General features: G+C 35.9%; 27 protein-coding genes. 20 read left to right on the forward strand and 7 right to left on the reverse strand.

All coding sequences use genetic code 11. The features are described 5' to 3' along the window. Positions 1–77 precede the first annotated feature (77 nt). A complete protein-coding gene (locus DS745_RS12300; protein WP_129078540.1) occupies positions 78–407 on the forward strand; it encodes an SCP2 sterol-binding domain-containing protein in 330 nt (109 codons plus the stop codon). A gap of 58 nt (positions 408–465) precedes the next feature. Here the strand turns inward: DS745_RS12300 and DS745_RS12305 are convergent, their stop codons facing one another. Beyond that, positions 466–606, reverse strand: a complete 141-nt coding sequence (locus DS745_RS12305; RefSeq protein WP_129078541.1) for an FbpB family small basic protein — start codon at positions 604–606, stop codon at positions 466–468. A 181-nt stretch (positions 607–787) separates the two neighbouring features. Here DS745_RS12305 and DS745_RS12310 point away from each other — a divergent pair, with 181 nt between their 5' ends. The 7 genes from DS745_RS12310 (at position 788) to cspD (ending at position 6,236) form a co-directional block, all read left to right on the forward strand. Then, on the forward strand, positions 788–1,288 hold the full coding sequence (locus DS745_RS12310; protein WP_129078542.1) for a ferritin-like domain-containing protein: 501 nt from the start codon (positions 788–790) through the stop codon (positions 1,286–1,288). Positions 1,289–1,634: 346 nt separating this feature from the next. Continuing rightward, positions 1,635–1,784, forward strand: coding sequence for a hypothetical protein (locus tag DS745_RS24915; protein ID WP_196121246.1), 150 nt, complete (start codon positions 1,635–1,637; stop codon positions 1,782–1,784). 116 nt (positions 1,785–1,900) lie between these two features. Then, positions 1,901–2,866: an MBL fold metallo-hydrolase gene (locus DS745_RS12315; protein WP_129078543.1), complete on the forward strand. Its 966-nt coding sequence runs from the start codon at positions 1,901–1,903 to the stop codon at positions 2,864–2,866. Positions 2,867–2,973: 107 nt separating this feature from the next. Beyond that, positions 2,974–3,369 carry a hypothetical protein gene (locus tag DS745_RS12320; RefSeq protein WP_129078544.1) on the forward strand — a complete coding sequence of 132 codons (396 nt, stop codon included), beginning with the start codon at positions 2,974–2,976 and terminating at the stop codon, positions 3,367–3,369. Between the two features lie 379 nt (positions 3,370–3,748). Next, positions 3,749–4,798, forward strand: coding sequence for a Cj0069 family protein (locus tag DS745_RS12325; protein ID WP_129078545.1), 1,050 nt, complete (start codon positions 3,749–3,751; stop codon positions 4,796–4,798). A 315-nt stretch (positions 4,799–5,113) separates the two neighbouring features. Next, complete coding sequence (locus DS745_RS12330; RefSeq protein WP_129078546.1) at positions 5,114–5,902, forward strand: VLRF1 family aeRF1-type release factor; 789 nt, start codon at positions 5,114–5,116, stop codon at positions 5,900–5,902. Between the two features lie 133 nt (positions 5,903–6,035). Next, positions 6,036–6,236, forward strand: a complete 201-nt coding sequence (cspD, locus tag DS745_RS12335; RefSeq protein ID WP_129078547.1) for a cold-shock protein CspD — start codon at positions 6,036–6,038, stop codon at positions 6,234–6,236. A gap of 62 nt (positions 6,237–6,298) precedes the next feature. Here the strand turns inward: cspD and DS745_RS12340 are convergent, their stop codons facing one another. Then, entirely contained in the window at positions 6,299–7,504 is a 1,206-nt protein-coding gene (locus tag DS745_RS12340; RefSeq protein ID WP_129078548.1) for an MFS transporter, read from the reverse strand. Positions 7,505–7,648: 144 nt separating this feature from the next. On the opposite strand from DS745_RS12340, the gene DS745_RS12345 reads away from it, so the two are divergent. Then, entirely contained in the window at positions 7,649–8,041 is a 393-nt protein-coding gene (locus DS745_RS12345; protein ID WP_129078549.1) for an OsmC family protein, read from the forward strand. 48 nt (positions 8,042–8,089) lie between these two features. Here DS745_RS12345 and DS745_RS12350 read toward each other — a convergent pair whose 3' ends face one another. Together DS745_RS12350 and DS745_RS12355 are read right to left on the reverse strand one after the other, a co-directional pair. Further along, positions 8,090–8,497 (reverse strand): pyridoxamine 5'-phosphate oxidase family protein, encoded by a 408-nt coding sequence (locus DS745_RS12350; RefSeq protein WP_129078550.1) that lies wholly within the window; start codon positions 8,495–8,497, stop codon positions 8,090–8,092. Between the two features lie 119 nt (positions 8,498–8,616). Beyond that, complete coding sequence (locus tag DS745_RS12355) at positions 8,617–9,234, reverse strand: DUF421 domain-containing protein (protein ID WP_129078551.1); 618 nt, start codon at positions 9,232–9,234, stop codon at positions 8,617–8,619. Between the two features lie 75 nt (positions 9,235–9,309). Here DS745_RS12355 and DS745_RS12360 point away from each other — a divergent pair, with 75 nt between their 5' ends. Beyond that, positions 9,310–9,918 carry a YczE/YyaS/YitT family protein gene (locus DS745_RS12360; RefSeq protein ID WP_129078552.1) on the forward strand — a complete coding sequence of 203 codons (609 nt, stop codon included), beginning with the start codon at positions 9,310–9,312 and terminating at the stop codon, positions 9,916–9,918. A gap of 87 nt (positions 9,919–10,005) precedes the next feature. Then, positions 10,006–10,803: a YfkD famly protein gene (locus DS745_RS12365; protein ID WP_129078553.1), complete on the forward strand. Its 798-nt coding sequence runs from the start codon at positions 10,006–10,008 to the stop codon at positions 10,801–10,803. Between the two features lie 15 nt (positions 10,804–10,818). Here DS745_RS12365 and yfkAB read toward each other — a convergent pair whose 3' ends face one another. Then, complete coding sequence (yfkAB, locus tag DS745_RS12370) at positions 10,819–11,949, reverse strand: radical SAM/CxCxxxxC motif protein YfkAB (RefSeq protein WP_129078554.1); 1,131 nt, start codon at positions 11,947–11,949, stop codon at positions 10,819–10,821. A 258-nt stretch (positions 11,950–12,207) separates the two neighbouring features. Here yfkAB and DS745_RS12375 point away from each other — a divergent pair, with 258 nt between their 5' ends. The 4 genes from DS745_RS12375 to pdaA all read left to right on the forward strand — a co-directional run bounded on the left by DS745_RS12375 (position 12,208) and on the right by pdaA (position 15,861). Then, positions 12,208–12,399, forward strand: a complete 192-nt coding sequence (locus DS745_RS12375) for an SE1561 family protein (RefSeq protein WP_129078555.1) — start codon at positions 12,208–12,210, stop codon at positions 12,397–12,399. Positions 12,400–12,427: 28 nt separating this feature from the next. Beyond that, positions 12,428–13,066, forward strand: coding sequence for a histidine phosphatase family protein (locus DS745_RS12380; protein WP_129078556.1), 639 nt, complete (start codon positions 12,428–12,430; stop codon positions 13,064–13,066). 329 nt (positions 13,067–13,395) lie between these two features. Continuing rightward, the gene (locus tag DS745_RS12385; RefSeq protein WP_129078557.1) at positions 13,396–14,931 is read left to right on the forward strand and encodes a fumarate hydratase; all 1,536 of its coding nucleotides are present in this window, start codon (positions 13,396–13,398) and stop codon (positions 14,929–14,931) included. Between the two features lie 138 nt (positions 14,932–15,069). Then, positions 15,070–15,861, forward strand: coding sequence for a delta-lactam-biosynthetic de-N-acetylase (gene pdaA, locus DS745_RS12390; protein ID WP_129078558.1), 792 nt, complete (start codon positions 15,070–15,072; stop codon positions 15,859–15,861). A gap of 47 nt (positions 15,862–15,908) precedes the next feature. On the opposite strand, the gene DS745_RS12395 is transcribed toward pdaA, so the two are convergent. Continuing rightward, positions 15,909–16,271: a GAF domain-containing protein gene (locus DS745_RS12395; protein WP_129078559.1), complete on the reverse strand. Its 363-nt coding sequence runs from the start codon at positions 16,269–16,271 to the stop codon at positions 15,909–15,911. Positions 16,272–16,433: 162 nt separating this feature from the next. Here DS745_RS12395 and DS745_RS12400 point away from each other — a divergent pair, with 162 nt between their 5' ends. Together DS745_RS12400 and rlmD are read left to right on the forward strand one after the other, a co-directional pair. Beyond that, entirely contained in the window at positions 16,434–17,303 is an 870-nt protein-coding gene (locus DS745_RS12400) for a DNA-3-methyladenine glycosylase family protein (protein WP_129078560.1), read from the forward strand. Next, complete coding sequence (gene rlmD, locus DS745_RS12405; protein WP_129078561.1) at positions 17,300–18,685, forward strand: 23S rRNA (uracil(1939)-C(5))-methyltransferase RlmD; 1,386 nt, start codon at positions 17,300–17,302, stop codon at positions 18,683–18,685. Before DS745_RS12400 ends, rlmD begins: the two co-directional genes overlap by 4 nt. Before the next feature lie 273 nt (positions 18,686–18,958). On the opposite strand, the gene DS745_RS12410 is transcribed toward rlmD, so the two are convergent. Then, a complete protein-coding gene (locus DS745_RS12410) occupies positions 18,959–20,977 on the reverse strand; it encodes an alpha/beta fold hydrolase (RefSeq protein WP_129078562.1) in 2,019 nt (672 codons plus the stop codon). Positions 20,978–21,491: 514 nt separating this feature from the next. On the opposite strand from DS745_RS12410, the gene DS745_RS12415 reads away from it, so the two are divergent. The 3 genes from DS745_RS12415 to DS745_RS12425 all read left to right on the forward strand — a co-directional run bounded on the left by DS745_RS12415 (position 21,492) and on the right by DS745_RS12425 (position 24,957). Beyond that, positions 21,492–22,253 (forward strand): transposase, encoded by a 762-nt coding sequence (locus DS745_RS12415; RefSeq protein WP_129078563.1) that lies wholly within the window; start codon positions 21,492–21,494, stop codon positions 22,251–22,253. 398 nt (positions 22,254–22,651) lie between these two features. After that, a complete protein-coding gene (locus tag DS745_RS12420; protein WP_161568252.1) occupies positions 22,652–24,301 on the forward strand; it encodes a GAF domain-containing sensor histidine kinase in 1,650 nt (549 codons plus the stop codon). Between the two features lie 17 nt (positions 24,302–24,318). Next, on the forward strand, positions 24,319–24,957 hold the full coding sequence (locus DS745_RS12425; protein ID WP_153188174.1) for a response regulator: 639 nt from the start codon (positions 24,319–24,321) through the stop codon (positions 24,955–24,957). The last annotated feature ends 113 nt before the right edge of the window (positions 24,958–25,070 follow it).

Below are 25,070 nucleotides of genomic sequence, written 5' to 3' on the forward strand. Positions count from 1 at the left end.
TTCAAAAACAAATCTGTAATTTCATGTTATGATGTAATTATATTAATATAAGTTTGTATTTTTAGGAGGGCAATCCCATGACAGTAAAAGAAACGTTACTTCAGCTTGCACAAAAAATGAATGACCATTCAGAAGGGATACAAGGTGTTAATGTAGCCTATCAATTTGATCTAAGTGGTGATGAGGAAGGTACGTACCAAGTAATTATTAGAGATGAGAAAGTACAAGTTTTCAATGAAGTACAAGAAGATCCTAATTGTACATTACAATTATCAGATCAAAATTTATTAAAACTTATCGCTGGTAAGCTTAACCCAACAGTGGCTTATATGAGCGGAAAACTAAAAATAAAAGGTGAGTTAGGTTTAGCTTTAAAGCTACAATCAATTCTAAAGAAGTACGAGTAATACTAAAAGCCCACCATTCAGTGGGCTTTTTTCTTACTTATCAAAATTAAATAAACGTTTAATTAATTTTTTTAGAATAATCGACTTGCTTATTTTCTAGCTTACGCTCAATTTTTCTAAGTGCGTCAGGATCGTTCAAAAGCTGCTTTTTATTTTCCGCTACTAATTCCTCGAATGACTTACTGAATGTCTTTCTCATTTTGCATCGTTCCTTTTAATGTATTTGACACTTTTATTATAAAGGATAAACGCTTACATTTGGAGGTCTATTTGTTACAATAATTCGAATTATCAGTAAATATTTTTATAATCACCTATTATAAAAAGATACATATTGTATAAGAAAAATGTGTAGTAGTCTAAGAGCGGAGTGTGATTATATGTATTTTAATAACTATCGCCAAGATTCTTTTCATGGTAATTCAAAGATACTCAAGTTAATGACCGATGTAGTAAGATTTGAGGCTATAACTGAGCTTACGTTTGATTATTTAACAGTAGTTGCACCCACAAAACGAGCGTCCATGTATCTGCAATCAATGCTTAAGGATGAACGAGATCATATTGAAGAATTTAAAAAGATTTACTTTACGTTAACAGGTCAACAGGCAGGTGGAGATGCACCAACGTTTGAAATTCCTGAATCATATGAAAAAGGGATTCAAGACATTTTTGCACAAAAACTAGATATTATAGCAATTTATAAGAAAATCAGACAATTATCCCCTTACGCTGATCTACGTGAAAAAATGAATGAATTCATTCAAGATGAAATGCGTCATCTCTCAATGATTAACCACCTTTTAATTAGAAATTCTGATGAAAAAAGAGGATACGATTTTCAATTGGTACCTTCTTACTATCCAATAGAATACTCATAAAAAAATCTGCCAGGAGTAAGTGATCTTTTCCTGGCAACATTTGTTTTAGTGGGTGTGGGTAAGTTGTGACATATACACAATTTTATCCACAAAAAATAACTAGGTAGGACAAGCTTCAATAAAAGTTATTAACATTAACTTGTATTTTACATGAAGTTATAAACATATTTATCCACAGTTGTAAATCACCTTGTTATATTTGTTCACAAAAAAGACATAATTGTAATCGTTTACAGCGTTAAATTGTTGTTTACAAATCAGTATTAATTTATTAGAATATTCACATAAGTAAAACAATTTAATGAATTAAAGCCTTCGGGCTAATACTTAATGAGGAGGACTACGTATGACAGTAACTATCGATGTAAAGGTTCTTGAAGAAATGGAAAGAAAGATTGAGCATCTCAGCAAAGAACTAAGGGAACTTAAAAAACCTGTTAGTACCGGGTTTGAAAAACTGGATACAGATGTCTTTCTTACTGAAGCATACAATTAAAACGGCTGGTAAGGGCTTAACAAAGGTTAAGCCTTTTTTATTTTTAGAAAATACTAACAATTTCTACAATGTTATTGTAAAATATAGTTATATGATAAGAGGAGGAGTTTGATAAGATGATCTCGCAAGCCAAAACGATCGAGAAGATTATTTTACCTACGCCATTTTTAGTTGGCCCAGTAAATATCTATATCATAAAAGGCGATCTAGTAACATTAGTCGATACAGGTCCAAACACAGTAGAGGCAAAAGAGGAGTTAGAGCGTTCCCTTAAGAGTCTTGGGTACTTACCTTCAGATGTTGACCAAATTATATTGACACATCATCATCCTGATCATGTTGGGTTAGTCGAGTCACTTTTCCCTCACGCTAAAGTGATCGGTCATGAGAAAAGTGATAAATGGTTGAGAAAAGATCCCGAATTTATCTCATTTATTGAAGGTTATTTTTATAGCTTTTTTAAAGAGCATAGTGTCCCAGTTGAACTGATTGACAAGATGGTAAAAGCAAACCAGTATTTTCTATCATTTACAGGCACTAGAGGCTTAGATGAGTATGTCAAGGAAGGCGACACGATTAATGGGCTTTCAGGATGGAAAGTCATTGAAACCCCAGGTCATGCTCAAAGTCATATCTCTTTATATCATGAGGAAGACCGAATATTAATTGGTGGAGACCATATTATTGCTCATATTTCCTCAAATGCGATATTAGAACCCCCGTATAGTGAGGAAGAGAGTAGACCGCTAACTTTGGTTCAGTATCGTAATGCTTTGCAAAAATGTTTAGATTTACATGTTGATATAGTGTATTCAGGTCATGGAAAGCCGGTAGAAGATTTACAGGGGTTATTGCAAGGGCGTTTCGAAGAGCAAGAGGAAAAAGCTAGACGTTTAAGAAACATGATTCCTGAAGAGGGTATAACAAGCTTTGAGCTGTGCAAACAATATTTCCCTCATGTTTATCAGAAAGAACCGACGTTAACTATGTCAGAGATTATCGGGCACTTAGATTTGTTGCAGTCTAGAGGAGAGCTAGCAACTGTGAAAAAGAATGGTTTTATTTTTTATCACAAGATATGAGTGATCATTCATTCATAATGTTATAAATTCCTTGATTAAAAGGTTGTACTAGTTGTGCTAAATATTGTTAAAATATAAGTACAATCTTAATTAAGGGGATGGGGAGTTTGGAAGAGAGTAGAAAAAAACTTATTATTCGAAGTGCCGTTATTGGTGGGGTAGTTGGATCGATTGTTGTAGCGCTAAGGTCTAAAAAAAATCTTAGTTCCTGTATCAATAGTTGTTATGAAAAGACGACAGATATTTTGAAATTTGTTAATGAAAACCGGAGTGAAATAATTGATCAGTTGAAAACAACTAGCGATAAAGTAACGAGGGCTATTGATGACACGAACAACGATTTAAAAGCTCTTTCCAGTAATATTAAGCACTTGAAAGATAGTTCTGCTCAAATGATCTTAACAGTACAAGACACGAAGGACCACTTGGTTACTATGTATGAGACGTGTAAACAAAAATATGAGACACCACTACCTCAACAAGAAGAAAAAAAGGATGAATAAGCTTTTCCTTTTCTGCACATGATAAGTAGCGAAGAGGGGGTTGCTCCTTTTCGAAAAAACTGTAGTCACTAGCCAATCATTCAAGAAGATGTAAGGAAAGTTAATATGTTTTTAAAAGCGTTCATCTCAATTGAGAGGTGTGGTAGCCTTGAACATGGTAATTCATCATTAGAAGATACCAATGAAAGAGGTGTTTCCAGCAGATAAAAACCGATACGGCCCTAGAACATCCGTTTTGAATAGGCAGTAATGTGAGTATGGTTTTGGAAGGTAATCACAGCCGTGGTTGCCTTCTTTTTTATTAAATCTTTAACAGGCTCACAATATAAAAAAAGATAGGTAAGAGGGGTTTTAACTATCTTGGATCGGTGGTGCTTGAATGAAAAAGCATGTCATTTTCTTAGAAGTAGAGGGCGGCAATGATAAGGGTACTGATGGACTAAGGCCAGATACAATGCCTATCGTTAACTCATTAAAGGCGGTAGGGTGGACAGCAGAGGTCATTTTTTATACAGAAGCTAAGAAAAAGGAGTTAATTGAGCATATCGCAGCTGAAGCAGATGCTTATATTAGCAGAATCAATCCAGGTAATTTAGATGATGAATCGAGCTATTTTGAAATGCTCCGCCAACTGACAAACCGGGGGGTAGTTGGACTAGAACGCCCTGAAGTAATGATGAGTTATGGCGCTAAGGATGTTCTTGTGAAGCTTCGTGACACAAGCTTAGTTCCAACCGATACTTTTGCCTATTACAACATGACTGATTTTATTGAGAACTTTCCCAAACATCTAGCTAAAGGAGAACGTGTATTAAAGCAAAATCGTGGTTCAACGGGTGAGGGAATTTGGCGAGTAGAATTAGTTAATAAAGAAGAAGTTGACATTAATGGTGCTTTGTTTACCGCGCAAGTAAAATGCACAGAAGCAAAGGATAACCAAGTTTATAACTTTCAATTAGGTGAATTTATGAATTTCTGTGAGCAATACATTGAAGGGGAAAATGGAATGCTTGTGGATATGAAGTTTTTACCAAGAATTGTTGAAGGAGAAATTCGAATATTAATGATTAATGATCAACCAGTTAATGTTGTTCATAAAAAGCCAGCAGAAGATGCCGATGCTTTTTCAGCTACATTATTTTCTGGAGCTAAATACCGCTATGATACGCCAGCCGATTGGCCGGTTTTAATAAAACTTTTTAAAGAAAAGTTACCAATGATTATCGGAATTTTAGGTGATTATGATTTGCCATTAATTTGGACGGCAGACTTTATTTTAGATACAGATGAACATGGTAATGACAAATACATCCTTGGAGAAATGAATTGTTCTTGTGTAGGTTTTACATCTCACCTTGAGTTAAGTGATGATGTTGCTCGTGCAATTGTTAAGTTAGTAACGAAAAATAAAAGCAAAGAATTAGCGTAACATCTAATTCCTAATAGGAATTTTGGTTCCTATTGGGATCTTTTTTATAAAGGCTCTTTTCGTAAACATTGTGGCTTTTTATCCTAAAATAATCGGAAAATTACCCTAGATGAAGATATCAGCCAATAAATTATGTAAGAAAAGAGCAGTACTTACTAAATTAGTAGTGAATTCTTAGTAATTTGTGTAAAAATCCGGCTTTGGGATTTTTACGAAAGCAAAAAACTTTGCGAAAACAGCCTTTATAAAAAACACGTTTGTAAGAAGCCATATACGGTTAAACAATAGTAATCCAAACATTAAGGGGGATTATTAATGGCTTTACGAAACGTAATTAAAGAATTAGAGGAATTAGAAGCAAAAGAAAAGGTGTTAACCATTTATTTAAATACCGATCGAGCAGAATGTCAGAATGGCTCTTGGAAAATAAAATTGAAGAATGGTTTGAAAAGGTTAGAAGAATATATTAGTTTGAGTGGCAACGAGTATGAGCTAAGGAAATATAAAAAATCAAGGAAGACTGTTGAAAAGATGATGAATGATTCGGTAACCGATTTGCAAAAAAGTGTCATTATTTTTGCATCAAACCAAGACAAGCTGTTTTCCGTTCATTTTCTACAGGTTCCAGTTAAGACTGAGTTTTTTTGGGAGGATAAACCCCACATTGACCAATTAAAACAGTTACAAAGGACCTATGAAACTAGCGGTGTAGTTATTGCAAATGAAGATGAATTATTACTTATGCACTCTGAATTAGGAGAGTTAGAGACTATCAACCAATTCTACTTTGAAGCATATACAGATGATTGGAGAATGTTCGAAGGAATGTCTGCATCAGAAAGACAAGCAACGGGCGCTAATCATCGAGATCATTTTCAGGATCGATTGGTAGCTAATCAGCAACGTTGGATGCGCAGCCTCTTACCTACTATAGAGCAAGCAGCTGCTTTGAATAACTGGCAACACGTGCATATCATTGGACAGGCAAACTACCTAAATTTATTGGAGATGGAACTTGATCTTCCTATTAAAAGTATTCTTCGAAAAACTGTTCCTGATAGTGATCAAAAAGATATGATCTACAAAGAAATAAAAGCAATATAACTAAATATTTTGCATTTTAAAAATAGCTATGCTAGTATAAATAATATCTAAAGCAAAGCTTTAGTAACTCTACCATATTTTGATAGAGTGGAAATTTACATGTGTCAAGGCACGAAATTAGGAGGCAATTTACATGCAAAACGGTAAAGTAAAATGGTTTAACGCTGAAAAAGGTTTCGGTTTTATCGAAGTTGATGGTGGAAACGATGTATTCGTTCACTTCTCTGCTATCCAAGGTGATGGTTTCAAATCTTTAGAAGAAGGCCAAGAAGTTTCTTTTGAGGTTGTCGAAGGTAACCGTGGACCTCAAGCGGCTAACGTTACTAAACTTTAATTCTAAAACAATATACGATAGCCCTCACATCTTTTGTGAGGGCTATTTACATTACTAGACTATTAGATTGCATTTTTCTTTAGAGTAGTAACGCTTTCTACTGATTCTTTCTGAGTAAAGAAAACACCTGCCATTAGAACGATGAACAACATCCCACTAATTGAATAAAAGATACTACCACTTTCAAATAGATCAATAAAAATTCCACCAACCACTGGTCCGGCAATACTACCTAACGCAAAGCAGATTGAAACCATGACATTCCCTGTAGGAATTAATGAACTTGGTATTAAGTCTGCTAGATAGGCAATTCCTAATGAGAAGAGAGAGCCTAAAAACATACCAGCAACAATAAAACAAATAAGTAATGCGGTCATTGATGACTCTACAAATGCCATCGTTAAAAATGAAAGAAAACCAAGTGAAAGTACGGATAGTAATACTTTTTTTCGACCAATTTTATCACTAAGCATTCCAAGAGGAAGCTGTGTTATAAGACTACCAAATACAAAAGCAGGTAGCAAAATTGATACATACTCAATGGTAATACCTGAGCGTAAGGCGTATACCGGGAAGTTACCATGGAGTGAAGCTTCTAGATATCCATAACAAAAGCCAGGCAATAAAGCAAACCATGCTAATGATAAGACTTTTTTGTATCTAGCTAACGTATTCAAACGTGCTCCAGTTTCAATTTCGTTATCTGGCCATTCGTTTCGTAACATCATCACGAAAATCCACGTGAAAAGACTCGTCGCAGAAGCGATAATAAACGGTAAGTATTCATTGATTGCCAGTAGTCTTGTCATTAATGGCCCAATTCCAAATCCGATTCCAAAAGCTAGACCATAGATAGATAAGTTTCGGCCTCGTTTTTCCTTTGGACTAGTAGAAGTAATCCAAACTTGTGTAGCATAGTGAATTAAATTGTCACCAATGCCAACAATGACCCGAAGAATAAACCAAAACCAAAAAACCTGCCAAAATGGAAATAGTATTAAAGAGGTGACCACTAAAAGTAAACCTGTAACAATTACAGGCTTATACCCGAATTTGCGTACTGGTTTTTCAATAAAAGGAGAGATTAACAAAATACCAATATAAAGACCTGCTGCATTAAGTCCATTTAACGACGAAGAGAAGCCAATTTGTTCAAGCATGATGGCTAGTAATGGAAGAAGCATTCCTTGAGAAAACCCAGCAATCATAACCATCCCAACTAAAACCCAATAGCGGTAAATTGGGTTGTTTTGCTTTATTGCGTACATAAAAAAACTCCAATCAAATTAATTTTAATGGAAATCCACTCTATATTCTAACTTTTCTAGTTGATAAAGGAAACCAAAAAGGATGACGAATTATGTGGGAATGTTTACAATGGAAAACAGGAAGAAAAAAAGGATGTGAAAAACATGAAGTTTATGATGAAAGAAAAAGGGTTTGAAACAGAAGTTGAATACGGAAAGCTTCAAGTTTGTGGAGATGAAAAATATGGGTTTCGTCCATATCAGTTACTAGTTTCAGCAGTTGCTGTATGTAGTGGTGGAGTACTGAGACAAGTGTTAGATAAAAAGAGACTAACATTCTCAGATATTACAGTTACAACGGATATAGTAAGGAATGAAAAGAAAGCCAATAGTATCGAAAAAATTCATATGCATTTTGTCATTACTGGGACAGGTCTAACTAGTGAGGTTATTGAAAAATGTTTACACGTAACCCGGAAGAATTGTTCTATGGTCCAATCTGTAGAAGGTAGTATTGAAATTACCGAGTCATTTGAAATTATTGAAGAAACAGTTTAAAATTGTTATTCCAAAACAAAAAGGCTGCGTTCCCGCAGCCTTTTCACGTTACATTACGGTAGTTTCATTGTTCCCATCAACTAACTCAATGTGTTCTGGATCAATCTTTAACAAGCAGTACTCTGGATCATTTGGTCCATCTAGCCATGGTGTTAGTTGTTCATTCCAATATTTTTCTTTTAATTGTTGGTCATTCACAATGCTGGCTTTTCCTTGAAGCTCAATATATTTATCGCCTTTGTGGTCATATCCTAAAAGAACATGGACATTTGGATTGTCTTGAATTTCATCAACTTTATGCGTTGTCTTATTTGTTGCTGTATAAAGTTGTAATTCATCGTGAAAGAACATCATATATCTTGCATGAGGTTTATTTCCCTGCATTGTTGATAAAACACCAACATGATCACTATCGATGATATTTATCACTTCTTGCATTTGATTGTTGTTTGTCATGAGTGGTTACTCCCTTCGGTTGTATTCGGGGATGATTGGAAAAGTCCCTTTCATTAATTTCTGTACAAAATTCGTTTTCATTCATTTCTTTTTAAAAAGAAAAAATGGGCATAATACGATTAGTGAAGGGTTCCGTGATTTCTTTGACTTTTCCCTTTCGTTTTAACTTCAGAAAATAAACTTTCATTTTGATTTTTAGAATTGATAATTGTTGGAGGAGAAATTTGTTCGCCCGGTAGTCTGCTATGTAAGAAATTAATTAATAGTTGTATATCTTGCTTTGTAGCCGGTTGAGCATGTTCTTTTAATAAAACCCCTATTTGTCCGCTTGGCTCAATCGTTGCCAGTTCAACGTCAGCAATCTGTTTCACACTTTCTTGACGGAGACGGACTTCAAGTTGATCAACCGTAAGCCTAAGTTTCCTTAGATTATCTTCTAGAATAACACCGTTATCTATCACCAGTATGCCTTTACCGGTAATGAAACTTTCAAACTTATCATTCTTAGTTTGTACGTATTCCATTAACATCAGGACTAGGACAAGGAGAAAGGCAATTAAGAATGTAACAAATATATTTCTGTTACTTACCGGCTGAATCATAAGGTTACCTATTGAAATCATTATGACTGTTTGAGATACGGTAATCTGAGAAATGGATTTTCTACCAGCCAAACGTAGAACAAGGGATCCGACAATGACGATTAATATGGATTTCCACACCCAATGAAAGTCCATGTTCCCACCTTCTTAAAATAAAGTAATATGGATAACTTTCCATAAATTAGTACCAATTATGTAAGGAGATCAATAATGAATATAAAACTTAAACGAATGGTTAGCTTTTTGGCAGGATTAATTCTCCTGTCTCTAGGTATTAGTTTTACAATTCTGTCCCAGTTAGGGGCAGGAGCATGGGATGCTTTAGCTGTAGGGTTATCTAATCTAACGGGGTTAACAGTAGGAACGTGGGTTATTTTAACAGGAGTAATCTTAATATTTGTCAATGCAGTTCTTCTAAAGAAAAAGCCTGACTTTATTGCTATGGTTACTGTATTGATCATCGGATATTTTATAGATTTCTGGCTACTAATTATTTTCCCTAATTTTGTAGTTGATGCACTACTCATGCAAATTATCGTTTTGTTATCTGGAGTCATTCTTATGGGATTTGGAATATCAACCTATCTTCAAGGCAAATTTGCGGTCGTACCAATTGATCGGCTTATGATGGCGATACAATTTCGAACAAAAGTTAGTTTAGGTGTTGCTAAAACAATTGGTGAAGTTACTGCCTTAGTGCTGGCGTTTCTTGTAGGTGGTCCCGTGGGGGTTGGGACAATTGTGGTGACACTATCTATTGGACCGATGATCCAATTGTTTTTTCCCCATTTAGAACGGTTTGTATATGGCAACAATTAAATATAATAAAAGTGGATAATTTTTAATCCCTTCGAAAAAAATAACGGTAACCATTAATGTTACTATCGTTAATTTTAGGAGGAAAAGATGAAAAAGTTAGTTATTTTACTTACTATGTTTAGTTTCTTAGTAGCACAGCCACTTCTAGCTTTCGCAGAGGGTGAAGAAAAAGAAAGTAACGGTATGCCAAACTACGTTTTAAATATCTCAAAGGAAAACACGTATCCTAATCCAACTCAAGACTTACCGCAATTACAGCCTAGTGAGATGGCACAAGAGCTATTGGATACGGCATCTGTACCTATTGAAAATCCAGAGTTAATTCGGATTTTGAATGAGTCATCTATTAAAGGAAATAAATTAGCACTAACGTTAAATGCATCAATTTATTTGGGGCAATGGCCATTGGCATATGAATCAAACGAAACGAGTGTTAATTGGGAATACCAGAAGGTTAATACGAATTACCATGATAATCGTGGTGCAACAACACCAAAACGAATTCATTACAGCCAAGAGCAACAAAAGAAGGTTACTGGAGGTTTAACAGCACAAATTCCTAATGGTGATGATGTTCAGAAGATGATGATGATAAAAGCGGCTGAAAAGACAGGCTTACCTTTAGCACTTTCAACAGTTATCGGTCATGGTACGAAGAAAGAACAAATCTATAATGTGCCTGTGAAACAAGTAGGATATTTATACTCGTATGTTCCAGCGGCAAGTGAAAAAGGGAAAGTTACCTACGGTGAAGTATACCTAATCATCAAAGGCGGAAAAAAGCGTCTTGAAGTGAAGAATGTAACTCAACAAGGAATTGGAGCTTGGATCCCAGTTCAAGATCATGTAGCATTAAAATTTTATTCGGCTAACCAGCCTCGTTAAAAAATCTTGGGTGTTTTATACACCCAAGATTTTTCCGTTGAGGTTTGATTTTCGTTTCGTGAAATCTAAATCTTTGTAATAAGCATCTTTAACAAGAAGGTTTGGACCTAAGCACTTTACATCTCTGCAATGACAAGAGATACTTTTGGCGATACCTGAGTTCATCCAGTTCTGATAGGCAGTGGTTAAAGAAGTTTCCTGGATATTCCCTAATGAGGGTACATCACCAAAGTCGGTGACAATGATTTCCCCATCAAAGATATTCACATTTAACCTTGAACGTCCATCTGGATCATTTCTCACAGTAACATTGTTTTCGGAGTATAGCCTCTCTAGTAACGAACGATCTCTTAGGTTATCACTACAAGCATAGAATGGCAAGGTTCCAAACAACATCCATACATCTTGATTGCGATGATTTAGTAGTCGTTCTATCCCTTCTTGAAGCTCATGAATAGACGCTACCTCTAAAGCACTTGCAAAGTCACTTGGGTACATGGGATGAACCTCATGGCGTTGACAACCCATTTCGACGATCTGATCATGGATTGCTTCGATATGTGGCAATGTTCGTTTATTAATCATTGTTTCAGCAGAGACTATTACACCTTGGCTTGTAAGTGCTTTGGCGTTTTCAACCATTCGTGTAAAATAACTGGCTCGTTGTTCGTAGGATGGTTTTTTATCCATCATCGCAAACCCTATGTCTACAAAATCCTCTACACTACCGTAATTATGAGAGATATGAAGTACGTCTAAGTAAGGGACAATTTTTTGATAGCGACTTAGCTCTAGCGTTAAGTTTGAATTGATTTGTGTTCTAACGCCTCTTTCATGGGCATACTTCAAAAGAGGAACGACATATTCATCAACGGATCTCATCGACAGCATTGGCTCACCACCAGTAATACTAAGTGAACGTAAATAAGGAATTTCCTCTAAGCGTCGTAGTAACAACTCTACTGGTAGTGGCGTCGGGTCTTTTGACTGTAATGTATAACCAACAGCGCAATGCTCACAGCGCATATTGCATAAAGTTGTTGTGGTAAACTCGATGTTTGTTAACCGCATTTCGCCATAATCTTCAATATCCATATATGCTTCCCAAGGATCATACGTTGGGGTAATTTCTTTTAAGTTTTTCAAACAGAACTTCCTTTCTATTGCAAATCTATATTAAGTGTAAAATGGATTGTGGAAAATGTAAAACTGAAATTTAATGTTCTGAAATTATCAGTCAAATCTAGGATAAAATAATAACAATGAATACCATAATGTCCTATGTCTACGGGTAAGTATAGTTTGGTTGTATATATTTATGCTAGGATGTGTGTAAATTCTTTGTTTTAGTGGTAAAACAGTACTATACTATAAAATGAAAAGATTGAAAGGGGTAATAATAACTTGGGTAAATCAGTTTATGATCAAAAAGAGCAACTTAATTTTTTATATGGAAGAATGGAGCTTCTTCTAACGATGTTAGATACAATTGAGCCTGAAGAAGCTGGGGTTGAAGAAATTGACCGTATTATCGAAATGTTAGATGAAATCGAAAATAAATGTAAAAAGTTTAGAAATCAACTAATAGAAGAATAGAGATGTCTTTTTAGGGAGAGGGATAGCTTTGATACTATATTTAATTCGCCATGGGCAATCCACAGCAAATGAAAGTGGTGTTATCCAAGGACGCAAGGAATTTCCTTTATCTGTTGCTGGGAACAAGCAAGGAATGCTTTTAGGACAATTCTTTGCGTCTAAATCTCTTGACTATATTTACACTAGTGACTTAGAGCGAGCACATGAAACAGCAAAGTATCTCAGTGTTCACCAACCATTAGATGTAATTCCTTGGGATAAAATTAGAGAAATAGGCTTAGGTCCTCTAGAAGGGAAAACACGCAACGAGATTACGCTACAGTTTCCTGAAGTACACGAAACTACCTCAATTTTAACGACTGGGATTGCTGGTACAGAAACAGTGGAGGAAATAACAAAACGCTGTCAGTATGTTCTAGATCAATTGTTAACTGGTCACAAACGCCATCGAATTGCTCTCGTTTCTCACGGAGGGTTTATTAGTATTTTTCTTATGTATTTGATGTTTGGTGAAAAGTGGAACGATACTCATCGGCCATTTATTATTGGGAATACTGGTGTAACGAAGGTCGAGTTCTTAGAGAATGGGAAACCTATTTTTCATTATGTAAATAAAGATTCGCATCTTTTACTCGGAGATATGCGAAGTGAGAGTGTTTTATATTAAGAGATTGTAGAAAGATTTGCTTTTTACAATCTTACTATTTGCTTTGAAATTAAAAGTTTATTTTCTGTGGATTAATTTAATTACAGTGTTAGTCTAGCTCCAGCGCCCAGCCCCTCGAGTCAAATAACCTGCCAAAAAAAAAAGTGTAAAAGCGCACTTTTTTCTCGCAGAACATTTGCTTGTCGTGGCTAACAGGGCGCTTGCACTTTGTTCGTTGGAACCGTTTTCATATGTTGGGTGAAAATTTATGGACAATTTGTGTCTTTATCGTTGTATAATTACTAGTGGAAAAGAAAAAAACATTTTTTGCTTCGGAAGGGGAAATTGGAGTGGAGAAATTTAAAGAGAGTATGTACAAACTGATTGTTGAAACATCTACGAATCTTCCAAACGATGTACGCCGTGCAATCCTTCAGGCTAAACAAAAAGAAAATGCTGGAACAACTGCAGCATTATCATTAGGGACGATTACAAAAAATATTAGTATGGCTGATGATAAAGTATCGCCGATTTGTCAGGATACAGGAATGCCAACATTTGAAATTAAAGTTCCAGTTGGTGCAAATCAAATTGAAATGAAAAAAGCGATTAAAGAAGCAATTGCCGAAGCAACAAAAAACGGGAAGCTTCGTCCAAACTCTGTTGATTCTTTAACTGGCGCAAATAGTGGGAACAACTTAGGTGATGGAACTCCAATCATTCACTTTGAGCAATGGGAAAAGGATGAAATTGATGCCCGCCTAATTTTAAAAGGTGGCGGTTGTGAAAATAAAAATATTCAATATAGCTTACCAATGGAAATCGAAGGGCTAGGAAGAGCTGGCCGTGATTTAGATGGAATTAGAAAGTGTATCTTACACTCTGTTTACCAGGCCCAAGGTCAAGGCTGTAGTGCAGGCTTTATTGGTGTAGGTATCGGTGGAGATCGCATCTCAAGTTATTCTTTAGCAAAAGAACAACTTTTCCGTTCATCTGAAGACGTAAATCCAGTCGAAGAATTACGTCAGCTTGAAGACTATGTTATGGAGCATGCAAATAATCTTGGTATTGGTACAATGGGCTTCGGTGGAGAGGCTACACTACTTGGTTGTAAAATTGGTGCCCTAAATCGTCTTCCGGCTAGCTTTTTCGTATCTGTAGCTTACAACTGTTGGGCATTCCGTCGCTTAGGTGTAGTATTAGATGCTAATACTGGTGAAATCAGAGAATGGTTATATAAAGACGGTGAAGAAATTAAATTTACTCAAGATGAAGTGGCTGCAGCTACAGAAGCTAAGTCTACAAGTCGTGAGGTTGTCCTTCAGGCACCTATTACTGAAGAACAAATTCGCGATTTAAAAGTTGGTGACGTAGTTATTCTTAATGGTGCACTTCATACTGGGCGCGACGCTATCCACCACCACTTAATGGACCATGATGCACCAATTGACCTAAATGGACAGGTGATCTATCACTGTGGCCCAGTCATGTTAAAAGACGAAGCTGGTGAGTGGCACGTGAAAGCAGCAGGACCAACGACAAGTATTCGTGAGGAGCCTTACCAAGGTGATGTCATGAAGAAGTTTGGTATCCGTGCAGTTATTGGTAAAGGCGGTATGGGTCCAAAAACATTAAAGGCCTTACAAGAACACGGTGGTGTTTACTTGAATGCGATTGGTGGAGCTGCTCAGTACTATGCTGACTGTATCAAAAAAGTAGAAGGCGTTGACTTATTAGAGTTCGGTATCCCTGAAGCAATGTGGCATTTACAGGTAGAAGGCTTTGCAGCGATCGTTACTATGGATTCGCACGGCAACAGCTTACATGCTGATGTTGATAAATCTTCATTCGAAAAGCTTGCTCTATTAGCTGAGAAAGTATTTTAAATATAAGAGGGCCTAAAGCAGAAATGCTTTAGGTCTTTTACTTTTAGAGGTTCAATCTCAATCTACAGTAAAAAACATTGGATAATTTCTTTTTCAATGAAAAAACTAACAGAAACTACTGTGGAGAGGTTGGATTTGATGAAAAAAATATCATATATCTTACTATTAGCTTTATTTTTCCTCATGTTCGCGCAACAGGGTGCTTTGGCTTATAGTAATAAGGAATATAACTGGAGTTTTAACCCGAAGCCGAACAATGAACCAGCTACAACTGAAGCCCATTACGAAGAACTTCTTAAGAAGTATGGGGGCTTTTGGATCGGAGATACCAGCAAAAAAGAACTATACTTAACGTTTGATAATGGCTACGAAAATGGATATACATCACAAATATTAGATGTGTTAAAAGAGAAAAAGGTTCCAGCGGCTTTTTTCGTTACAGGTCATTATTTGCTGGATCAGCCAGACTTGATTAAGCGTATGGTGGACGAAGGGCATATAGTTGGAAACCATTCATGGCATCATCCCAGTTTAGCTCAGGTTGATGACGAGAGGCTCAAGCGTGAACTTGAGAAGGTAAAAACAAAGTACGAGGAGTTAACAGGAAGAAATGATATGGTATACTTGCGTCCGCCTCGTGGTGTTTTTAGCGAACGTTCATTAGCACTTTCGCAGCAACATGGGTATGTAAATGTATTTTGGTCATTAGCCTATAAAGATTGGGAAGTGGATAATCAAAAAGGCTGGAAGTATGCGTATGACCAAATCATGAAGAGAATTCATCCAGGCTCTGTCATGTTAATTCACTCAATCTCTAGTGATAATGCTGAAGCTTTAGATAAAGTAATTGATGATCTCCGTAAACAAGGATATGAATTTAAAAGCTTAGACGATTATATGCTTGATCAGCAATTAAGAAATTTTCAGTGATATGAAAAGAGGCTAGTATGATTACCTAGCCTCTTTAACATAATAAATTAATTTGCATAACAAATTTGTCCGATTGCTTCGGCAATTGTCTCTAGTGTGGAAACATCAGTCACATCAAAACAGATTGCTTGCCTGCTTCGTACGACCAATACTCCAATTTGTTGCGTTGAATTTGTAATTGGAAATTTTAATTCCCCATTACACTCCCAGCTTAAATCGTTTTCTTGATCTGAGGAAACTGTAAGTTGTGGATTGCCATCCGCGTTTATTAGATAAATTCCTACCCAATCTATGTAAGACACTTCATCTACTAAACTTTTAACCGTTTTCTCAAATACAGCTTTTGAATCTTTCTTTTTAAACACATCAGCCATAATATGTAGTGATGCTACGTCAGTTGAAATTGACAATGGTATCGCTCCCTTAAGCTTGTTTACTGCTACTATTGTAACAAATATTTATTCAACTGTGAGATAGTAAGTTTAGGAAGTTTTTTTGTGGGAAACTCTCTATAAAAGAAGATGTTAGGAGATCATTCCAAGATCAGGTATATTAGTACGTAAGGAGTGTGAATGATGGAAATTCAAGTGTCAGGACCTTATAATTATCCACGTGTATTAGAGCGACTAAGCTATGACCCACTTAATGTTATTCATGATAATACAATTAGAATTCCTTTACAATTATTTGATGATCTTATAGTAGTCAATGTTTCATTTTCGGGGGAGATAGCAAGCCCCACTTGCTATGTTGAGCTTCCAAAGGATTATGAAGAAGAAGGGATACGTAAGGTTAAAGAAGTTCTTCAGCTTGAAGTCCCCTTACAACAGGTACATAACCATTTTTTACATACTGACTTAGAGCCAATTTTCAACCAGTTTTCAGGGCTACCACTCGTTTGTGATTTTGATCTCTATTTCTGTATGATGAAAACAATCATTCATCAGCAGTTAAATATTCGTTTTGCTTATACATTAACGGAACGATTTGTAAAAACGTTTGGTACCGAAAAAGATGGTGTCTGGTTTTACCCATCAGCCAAAACGGTAAGTGAATTAAAGTATGAAGACCTTCGGGAGTTGCAATTTAGCCAACGTAAGGCAGAGTATGTGATTGACACGTCAAGGTTAATTGTTAATGGTGAACTAGATTTGGCTGAAATAAGAATGCTACAGGATCAAGAAGCAATAGATAAGCTAGTGAAAATAAGAGGTGTTGGTTACTGGACAGCAGAGAACATTCTTTTATTTGGACTAGCTAGGAAAGACTTATTTCCGGTAAAAGATATTGGCATACAAAATGCTATTAAAAAATTTTACAATTTTGAACAAAAGCCAACACTAGAAGAAATGCTCAAATTAAGTGAGGGCTGGGCACCTTATAGGAGTTATGCATCACTTTATTTATGGGAGAGCTTAGATAATCAGAAAGCACGGAGTTGAAAAAAGTGAAGAATGAGACAGTATTAATTAAAAAAGGACAGGAATTTCCGTTAACAATTAAACGACTAGGCATTAATGGTGAAGGTGTAGGCTATTACAAACGGCAGGTCGTTTTTGTACCGGGTGCCTTGCCAGGAGAAGAAGTAGTAGTAACTGTGACTGATGTCAAAGAGAAATTTTCAGAAGCGAAAATCAAGAAGATCCGTGTGAAATCAAAAGATCGAGTCAAACCACCTTGTCCGATTTATGAACAGTGTGGTGGGTGCCAGCTGCAGCACTTAGATTACCAAGCCCAATTACGAGAGAAACAGGATATTGTGAGACAGGCTTTTGAACGTCATACAAAGCTTGTCGGTGAAAATCTACCATTAAAACAGACAATTGGGATGGAAGATCCGTGGAACTATCGTAATAAAAGTCAGCTTCAAGTAGGAAAGCAAAAAGAGGAAGTAATAGCTGGGCTTTATGGAATGAACTCACATCAACTCATTGATATCTCTGAGTGTATGATCCAGCACCCATCTACAAATAAGGTAACGCAAACAGTAAAGGAAATTCTTCAGGATCTAAATATCTCTATTTACGACGAACGAAAACGGAAAGGTGTCGTTCGAACAATCGTTACGAGAGTTGGTTTTAAAACTGGTGATGTTCAGTTAGTGTTAATTACCGCAACGAAAGAGTTACCTCGAAAAGAATTAGTCATTGAACAGATCACGCAGAGGCTTCCGGAAGTGAAATCAATTTTACAGAACATTAACGGAAGAAAAACCTCGCTGATATTTGGAGATGAGACTGTTCATCTACACGGTGAAGAAGTCATTCAAGAGGCATTGGGTGATTTACAATTTGAGTTATCTGCTCGGGCGTTTTTTCAATTAAATCCGATCCAAACCGTGAAATTATATGATGAAGTAAAAGAGGCAGCAGAGCTAACTGGAAATGAGAAAGTAGTTGATGCCTACTGTGGTGTTGGAACAATTGGACTTTGGCTTGCACCGAATGTAAAAGAGCTTCGAGGAATGGATGTTATTGCAGAGTCAATTGAAGACGCTAATCGAAACGCGAAAAGACATGGCTTTAATCATGCCCATTATGTCGTTGGGAAAGCCGAAGACGTGCTTCCAAAATGGCTAAAAGAAGGCTGGCGCCCCGACGTTTTCGTTGTCGATCCACCGAGAACAGGCTGTGATCGCAAATTATTAGAAGCGATGATTAAAGTTAAACCGAAAAGAATTGTCTATGTTTCCTGTAACCCTTCAACTTTGGCAAAGGACGTAGATCAGCTAGTGAAGGCAGGATTTGTTGTAGAAAATCTCCAGCCTGTTGATATGTTTCCTCATACCGCTCACGTTGAAGTTGTCGCACAGTTGAGTATTTAGAGACAGGGGGACAGGTCCCTTGTCTCAGGACAGGAAATTTGTCGCTCTGTTCCTCAAAATGTGAAGGAATGGAATGAGATTCCCGGCCATAATCAGAAGAAATAATGGTCGTAGGAAGCACAAACATGTGGCTCAATTAAATAGATCTATCTCGAAAACCCATATATTATTTATACCTCAATTTGTATTATTTATATCTCAATGCAATCAAAAGCATGAATTCGGGGAAAATTCCGAACTCATGCTTTTGATGTTAACTAATAGAAAAACCAATTAAAATACTGTATAAAGGGCTGTATTTGCTAATAAAATCATTGTCATTAGGATCGTATTTAGGAAAGCAGCAACATAAACATTTCCTGTCTTCCTATATAGGAAGAGATTAAAGATACCAGCTACAGCAAGTATTGGTACCAGTCCAATTACAATGATAGAAGAAAGGGCTTCTGATGGATATCCTGCTATCCCTGTTGAAAACAGTAAACCGTAATGATAAACCAAGTAAAGGATTAAACCTCCAACAAAATGTAATATAGCAGCTATATATCCTTTAAATCCATTAAATTTAGCTCCAGTTGTATTCATATTGACAGAAATACCAATGATAAAGTAGTAGATGAAGAATAGTGGAGCATATTTTAGTAATGCGCTTACATGATGACCTTCAAATGTTTTGACGGCAATAGTCCAAATTCGGAAATCTGTTTTAAAAATAGCATCGATTATGAAAAGAATTACATACCCAGCTAAAATAGCGACAATGGCTGTTACAAAAGCTGCTAGCACAGACTTGACGTTAGCCTTCACTCCATAGCTTGCAATAGTTGCTCCTTCCGGCTTCTTAACGATAAAATGGTAGCTAACTGTTAGCATTAGGATTACAATCGCCACATTAATGGCCCAGAATAGGATCGGATTAGCTGTTGGAGCTCCGAAGTTTTCTGTAGTAGCAACAAAACTGTCTCGTCTTCTAAGGAACCAAAATTGAATAATACTTATTACAAGCATAACAATCGACCAAGATTTAATGTTTTTGTCTATATTCTTAACGAAAGAATAAATCATAACAATAACTGACGTGATAATCAAAATAATACTGATTTGAGTTAATATTCTCATTCCAGAAACATCTCCACTATATAAGGAAGAGAAGAATATTGCTGGGAATAAGCCACCAAAAATTAAGATAATATAGTTTACTACTTTGGCACCATTAGTTTTTGGTTCAGATAGTGCTTCTGGTTTTTGCGTATAAATATTTTTAAAAAATGGTAGCTTAGATAGTAATAAAATAAAAGGTAGAAAGAATAGGAAGAATCCTATTAGAGCAACAAATGATGAAAATTCTTTAAACATCCATGTTTGGTCATCTGCACCGATAACTACTAGATGATTGTAATCTGCAAAAGTCATATCATAGAAGTCTACAGCGTAGGCTGTAGCTGTTTTAGAAAAATGGTTCCAAGGATGCGTTTCATTCGGTTGATAAATAACTCTCTTTCCACCAGCAACTTCATAAACTTCAGCAGCAATAGGATTATCTGGATTTCCTAAAAATCCTTGGCCTTCTTCAGTTCCAACGTAATTTTTTCTCACAACAGTTTTAGAAGCATTAGCCGCATCTCGATCAAAGAAAAATTCATCATATACTCCCGCAATTTTCCCAGCTGTTCTTGGACCGTATGCATTATTAATATCATCAGTAGAATGACCAATTCTAGTTAACCATAGATAATCAGAACCAAAAGTTAATGAACTAAAAACTTTTCTGAATCCATTGTTTTGAAAATCTGCTTCATCTAGCATTACAGCATGAGTGGAGGAAAATCCGCCCATTGAATGTCCGGAAACGGCAATAATTCCATTCCCCTCTTCATCCTTCAGTACAAAGTCCTGCTCATACATGTATTGAACGGCATCATAGATAGCGTGTGGCCAAAATGAGAAAAATGGAATTGGTTTTTCCAAAGTGTTTTTTGAATGCCCATGGTCATATTGATCTAACGCCAAAACAACGTAACCTCTTTTGGACATTTCAATTGCTTGAGCAGCCTGCATTTCCCCAGAATTGAGGTAACCATGTGTGGCTATAATGGTAGGTCGTGGAGTTTGGTCCGCTCCAGTAGGTTTATACAGTAGACCTGATAGTTCGCCTCTTGGAGTTTCGAAATAAATACGTGATACATTAACGTCTCCGTTGGAACTATTAAATTGATAAGCAGAAAAACTACCAACTAAGATCAACAATAAAGAAATAATAAGCCATGAGACCGGGTTCTTTAAATTTTTCATAATTCCCTCCTACGAGTTGAGATTTGTTTTTTAAAATACATCAAACTCTACAATAATTGGTTTAATGCCATTTTCAAGATATAAACATGTAAGATGGATAAGTACCTCTAAATTTATTCCACCTCCAAACTGTATTTAACATAGGTTTACTCTAATTATATTTGTGAAGAGAACAAAAAAGACTTGTTAGAGAGAGACAGGGGGACAGGTCCCTTGTCTTCCTTATCTACAATTAATTATTAAAGTTTAGAAGGAATTTGCTGATTTTTGTCAAATTAATAGTTACCTCAGTATACTTTTTTCAACAACCAATATTTTTTTCCACTGAACTATTGCCACGTAGATTTTAAACATCCAACTTTTTTTCTATTACACTATATCCCATCCTAGTAGCTCTCTAAAAATACGGAAAGTACCCAAACGGTTAAGACGGTTAATTAGCGTTAGTTTGTCCGCGTTATGTTTTTTTGTTGTCTCAACAATGAAATCTTTTCTTATGGAGGCGAATTTGTAAATGCCAAGAAAAGCACGGCTGAAAAGTAGATCTGGTATTTACCATGTTATGATTAGAGGAATAAATAAACAAATTATCTTTGAAGAGGAAGAAGACAAACGAGTGTTTTTAGTGACGTTAAAAAAGTATAAAGACATTTGTAAATTTGAGCTATATGGTTATTGTTTAATGGATAACCATATCCATTTGTTGATCCGTGAGTTAGAAGAAACAATTTCAACTGTAGTTAAACGAATAAGCTCAAGTTATGTTTATTGGTACAATTTTAAGTATGAAAGAAAGGGTCATTTATTTCAGGAACGTTTTAAAAGTGAAACTGTGGAAGATAAACGATATTTTTTAACGGTCCTTAGATATATTCATCAAAATCCACAGAATGCGGGTTTGTCAAACGACATTTTTGATACTAAATGGACAAGTATAAATGAGTATATTAACAAATCAAAAATCGTCGATACTGATTACGCGCTTAATTTGTTTTCAAACAATCGGAACGAAGCACTCCGTTTGTTTATTGAATACAATAAAGAGACAAATGATGATGCATGTATGGAAGAAACTGATATGATTAGAGTACAGGACTTAGAAATTAAGAAATATTTATTGGACCATGGTATTGTTAATACAAATCAATTGCAGCAAATGAAAAGGGAAGATCGAGATGATTTCTTGCGAAAGCTTAAAAAGATAAATGGCGTGTCGATAAGGCAATTATCGCGTGTTACCGGTATTTCAAAGAATGTTATTGCACGGATTCGCTAGGATAAGACAAGGGACCTGTCCCCCCGTCCCTCTCCCCCCGTCCCTATAATAATACTAAAGTACTAGAAAAATATATCAAATGTGGAATTGTAGTTTTTACGAATATCTAGTTAAATTGAAGAAACGATGAAAATCGTTTTACCGGCAATTGGTTAGTGCATCTTCATTCGACCAGTTGCCGGTTTTTTATTGATAGATCTTTTACATATTTCGCTCAATAAGTATAATAACTGTAACTAGATAGGGGATAGGAGGGGATTAATATCACTAATGCGCATACGCAAAAGAAGGAAAAGCTCGCAAATATATACATGACTACTATTTCTACAATAGGTTTTCTTGCTCTTATAATATGTACCTATTACTTTCAAGTAAGTGAACAATTGGTTATTTTTTCTTTGCTAGTCTTATTTCTAGGAATTACTGAATACTATCCATTCCCAGTCTGGAGAGGCTATACTACGCTGAGTTTTCCGATTATTTTTACAATTGATCTAGTATATGGGTTACCTGTGATGGTAGTTGTCTATGCAGCGGTTGTCCTAATAATAAATATCTTACATAAACGACCTTTTAGAGTTATTGCATTTAATCCCTCCCAACTTATATTAAGTTATCTAGCAGCTAAAGGCGTATTATTAATTTTCTTTAGCTTGTATTCTGGTGAACACTCTATTTTCATTGATATTATCGTTATTACAATTCTTTTCTATATCATTAATAACTTATTAGTAGATATTGTGCTCATAATCCGGCCACAACCTTACCCTTTCACACTCTGGCGAAAAAAGACATTTACAGAAGGAATCAGTTTTCTATTTTCAATTTTCTACGTACTACTGCTTTTTATTTTAGGTGGGCAAAACCGTGGTATAATTGACGGCTTTTCTTTCTTTTTCTTCTTCTCACCTCTCATAGGACTATCATTACTAGGTGCGAGTAACTCCCGGTTACGAAAAGAAAAAAATCGATTGAAGACATTATTTAATATTTCAAAGCAATTAAATAAACGTTTACCCTCTAAAAACTGGATTGACTCATTGAAAAATAGTATTGAAGATCTCTTAGGTGTTGAGGCAACGATGTTGTGGATCAAAGAGGAGGGTAAATGGGAGTTAGTTCTAGCAGAAGGAGAAGTCATTGAGAGAGGACAAGAAATTGATTTTAAAATGATAGGGAAATCAACTGTTTTTCCAGATCATCGAAAAGAAGTAGGGCCACTAGCGACATATCTTGATGAAGGATTAAAAGCCTCTGTGTACGCTCCTCTCTATATTGAAGATGAACTTGTAGGGATGCTCGTAGTCGCAAAAACGAGAACACATAGCTTTAATGAGGAAGATGTCCAATTAATAAATGCCTTAGCCAATCAGCTGGCAGTTGTAGTGAAAACGAGATTATTAATCTCAGAACAAGAAAAACGAATTGTTCTAGAAGAAAGAAATCGGATTGCCCGTGAAATCCATGATGGCATTGCTCAAACTTTGGCTGGAGGCATTATGAAGCTTGAAACAGTAAAACGTAAATGGCAATTGGGACCTGAGCAATCATTAGTCACCATTGAGGATAGTCTGGAAAAATTGCGGCATAGTCTAAAAGAAGTTCGAGAAGTCATTTATGCTCTCAGGCCGTATCCAACCGAGCAAGTTAGTCTTCAAGACGCAATAAAAAAACGCATTTCAGTTTTGGTAGATGAGCACGGAAATATTATTTATTTTCATGTAGTTGGGAGTCCAGTCATACTTGAAAATGAAGTTGAGAAGGTAATGTTTGATACATTTCAAGAAAGTATTCAAAATGTCGTTAAGCATGCAAACGCAACTAAAATTGATGTGCAATTAAATTATCAAACTGAACATATAGTATTAAAGATTAAAGATAATGGAGTAGGTTTCTCGCTCATGGAAGCCATGATTAAAGCGAGAGATGGTACTCATTTTGGTATAATCAGTATGAATGAGGAGGCAAAAAAAATTGACGCCTCGTTACAAATTGAAAGTAGCCCAGGAGAAGGAACAGTCATTATGTTGAAGGTACCAAAACCATAGGAGAGGGGGACAAGAGCTTGATAACAGTGATGCTAATAGACGATCATACAGTGTTAAGGGATGGCTTAAAAAGTATTTTTGAAATGGAAGACGACATTCAAGTTATTGGTGAGGCTGAATCAGGAGAGGTTGCTTTAAGAGCGGTTCCAAGTTTAAAACCTGATGTCATCTTGATGGATATTAATTTACCAGATCATAACGGTGTAGAGTTAACAAGGAGGATTAAAGAAAATTACAAGGACATTAGGATCCTTATCTTAACAATGCATAGCCATGAAGAGTATTTTATGGCGGCCATCCGCGAAGGAGCAGATGGATACCTTCTCAAGGATGCTCCGTCAGAACAAGTTGTTGAAGCGGTAAGGATGGTTATGCGGGGGGAAGGTGTTATTCATCCGTCGATGACAAAGAAGCTTTTTACATTCCACCAGCAGCAAAGTTTGGGTTCTAAAGAGTCAGAACTTACGGAACGAGAGAAAGAAGTACTAGCATGTTTAGTTCGTGGCTTAAGTAATAAAGAGATTGCTGAACAGCTTTTTATTAGCGATAAGACCGTAAAAATTCATGTTAGTAAAATTTTCAAAAAGATAAATGTCAAAAGTCGTTCACAGGCTGTCATTCATGCTATACAGCATCAACTCGTACCAACTCCATAACTCTATAATACAAAGGTAGTAGTACATAACAGTACTTCTGCCTTTTTTATTTACAACTTGTGAGTAATAGTCTTGTTTGGAAATACAGGTGATAATGGTATTAATATTTAAAA

Source organism: Anaerobacillus alkaliphilus (assembly GCF_004116265.1).
GTDB lineage: Bacteria > Bacillota > Bacilli > Bacillales > Anaerobacillaceae > Anaerobacillus > Anaerobacillus alkaliphilus.

What these genes read in the sequence shown, in the direction of transcription:
- DS745_RS12355 (WP_129078551.1), bottom strand. Translation starts at nt 9,234, where the DNA reads ATGGACTTTCATTGGGTGTGGAAATCCATATTAATCGTCATTGTCGGA.
- DS745_RS12345 (WP_129078549.1), top strand. Translation starts at nt 7,649, where the DNA reads ATGAAGTTTATGATGAAAGAAAAAGGGTTTGAAACAGAAGTTGAATAC.
- DS745_RS12315 (WP_129078543.1), top strand. Translation starts at nt 1,901, where the DNA reads ATGATCTCGCAAGCCAAAACGATCGAGAAGATTATTTTACCTACGCCA.
- pdaA (WP_129078558.1), top strand. Translation starts at nt 15,070, where the DNA reads ATGAAAAAAATATCATATATCTTACTATTAGCTTTATTTTTCCTCATG.
- DS745_RS12300 (WP_129078540.1), top strand. Translation starts at nt 78, where the DNA reads ATGACAGTAAAAGAAACGTTACTTCAGCTTGCACAAAAAATGAATGAC.
- cspD (WP_129078547.1), top strand. Translation starts at nt 6,036, where the DNA reads ATGCAAAACGGTAAAGTAAAATGGTTTAACGCTGAAAAAGGTTTCGGT.
- DS745_RS12415 (WP_129078563.1), top strand. Translation starts at nt 21,492, where the DNA reads ATGCCAAGAAAAGCACGGCTGAAAAGTAGATCTGGTATTTACCATGTT.
- DS745_RS12340 (WP_129078548.1), bottom strand. Translation starts at nt 7,504, where the DNA reads ATGTACGCAATAAAGCAAAACAACCCAATTTACCGCTATTGGGTTTTA.
- DS745_RS12310 (WP_129078542.1), top strand. Translation starts at nt 788, where the DNA reads ATGTATTTTAATAACTATCGCCAAGATTCTTTTCATGGTAATTCAAAG.
- DS745_RS12360 (WP_129078552.1), top strand. Translation starts at nt 9,310, where the DNA reads ATGAATATAAAACTTAAACGAATGGTTAGCTTTTTGGCAGGATTAATT.
- DS745_RS12325 (WP_129078545.1), top strand. Translation starts at nt 3,749, where the DNA reads ATGAAAAAGCATGTCATTTTCTTAGAAGTAGAGGGCGGCAATGATAAG.
- DS745_RS12305 (WP_129078541.1), bottom strand. Translation starts at nt 606, where the DNA reads ATGAGAAAGACATTCAGTAAGTCATTCGAGGAATTAGTAGCGGAAAAT.
- DS745_RS12330 (WP_129078546.1), top strand. Translation starts at nt 5,114, where the DNA reads ATGGCTTTACGAAACGTAATTAAAGAATTAGAGGAATTAGAAGCAAAA.
- DS745_RS12350 (WP_129078550.1), bottom strand. Translation starts at nt 8,497, where the DNA reads ATGACAAACAACAATCAAATGCAAGAAGTGATAAATATCATCGATAGT.
- DS745_RS12400 (WP_129078560.1), top strand. Translation starts at nt 16,434, where the DNA reads ATGATGGAAATTCAAGTGTCAGGACCTTATAATTATCCACGTGTATTA.
- DS745_RS12365 (WP_129078553.1), top strand. Translation starts at nt 10,006, where the DNA reads ATGAAAAAGTTAGTTATTTTACTTACTATGTTTAGTTTCTTAGTAGCA.
- DS745_RS24915 (WP_196121246.1), top strand. Translation starts at nt 1,635, where the DNA reads ATGACAGTAACTATCGATGTAAAGGTTCTTGAAGAAATGGAAAGAAAG.
- DS745_RS12410 (WP_129078562.1), bottom strand. Translation starts at nt 20,977, where the DNA reads ATGAAAAATTTAAAGAACCCGGTCTCATGGCTTATTATTTCTTTATTG.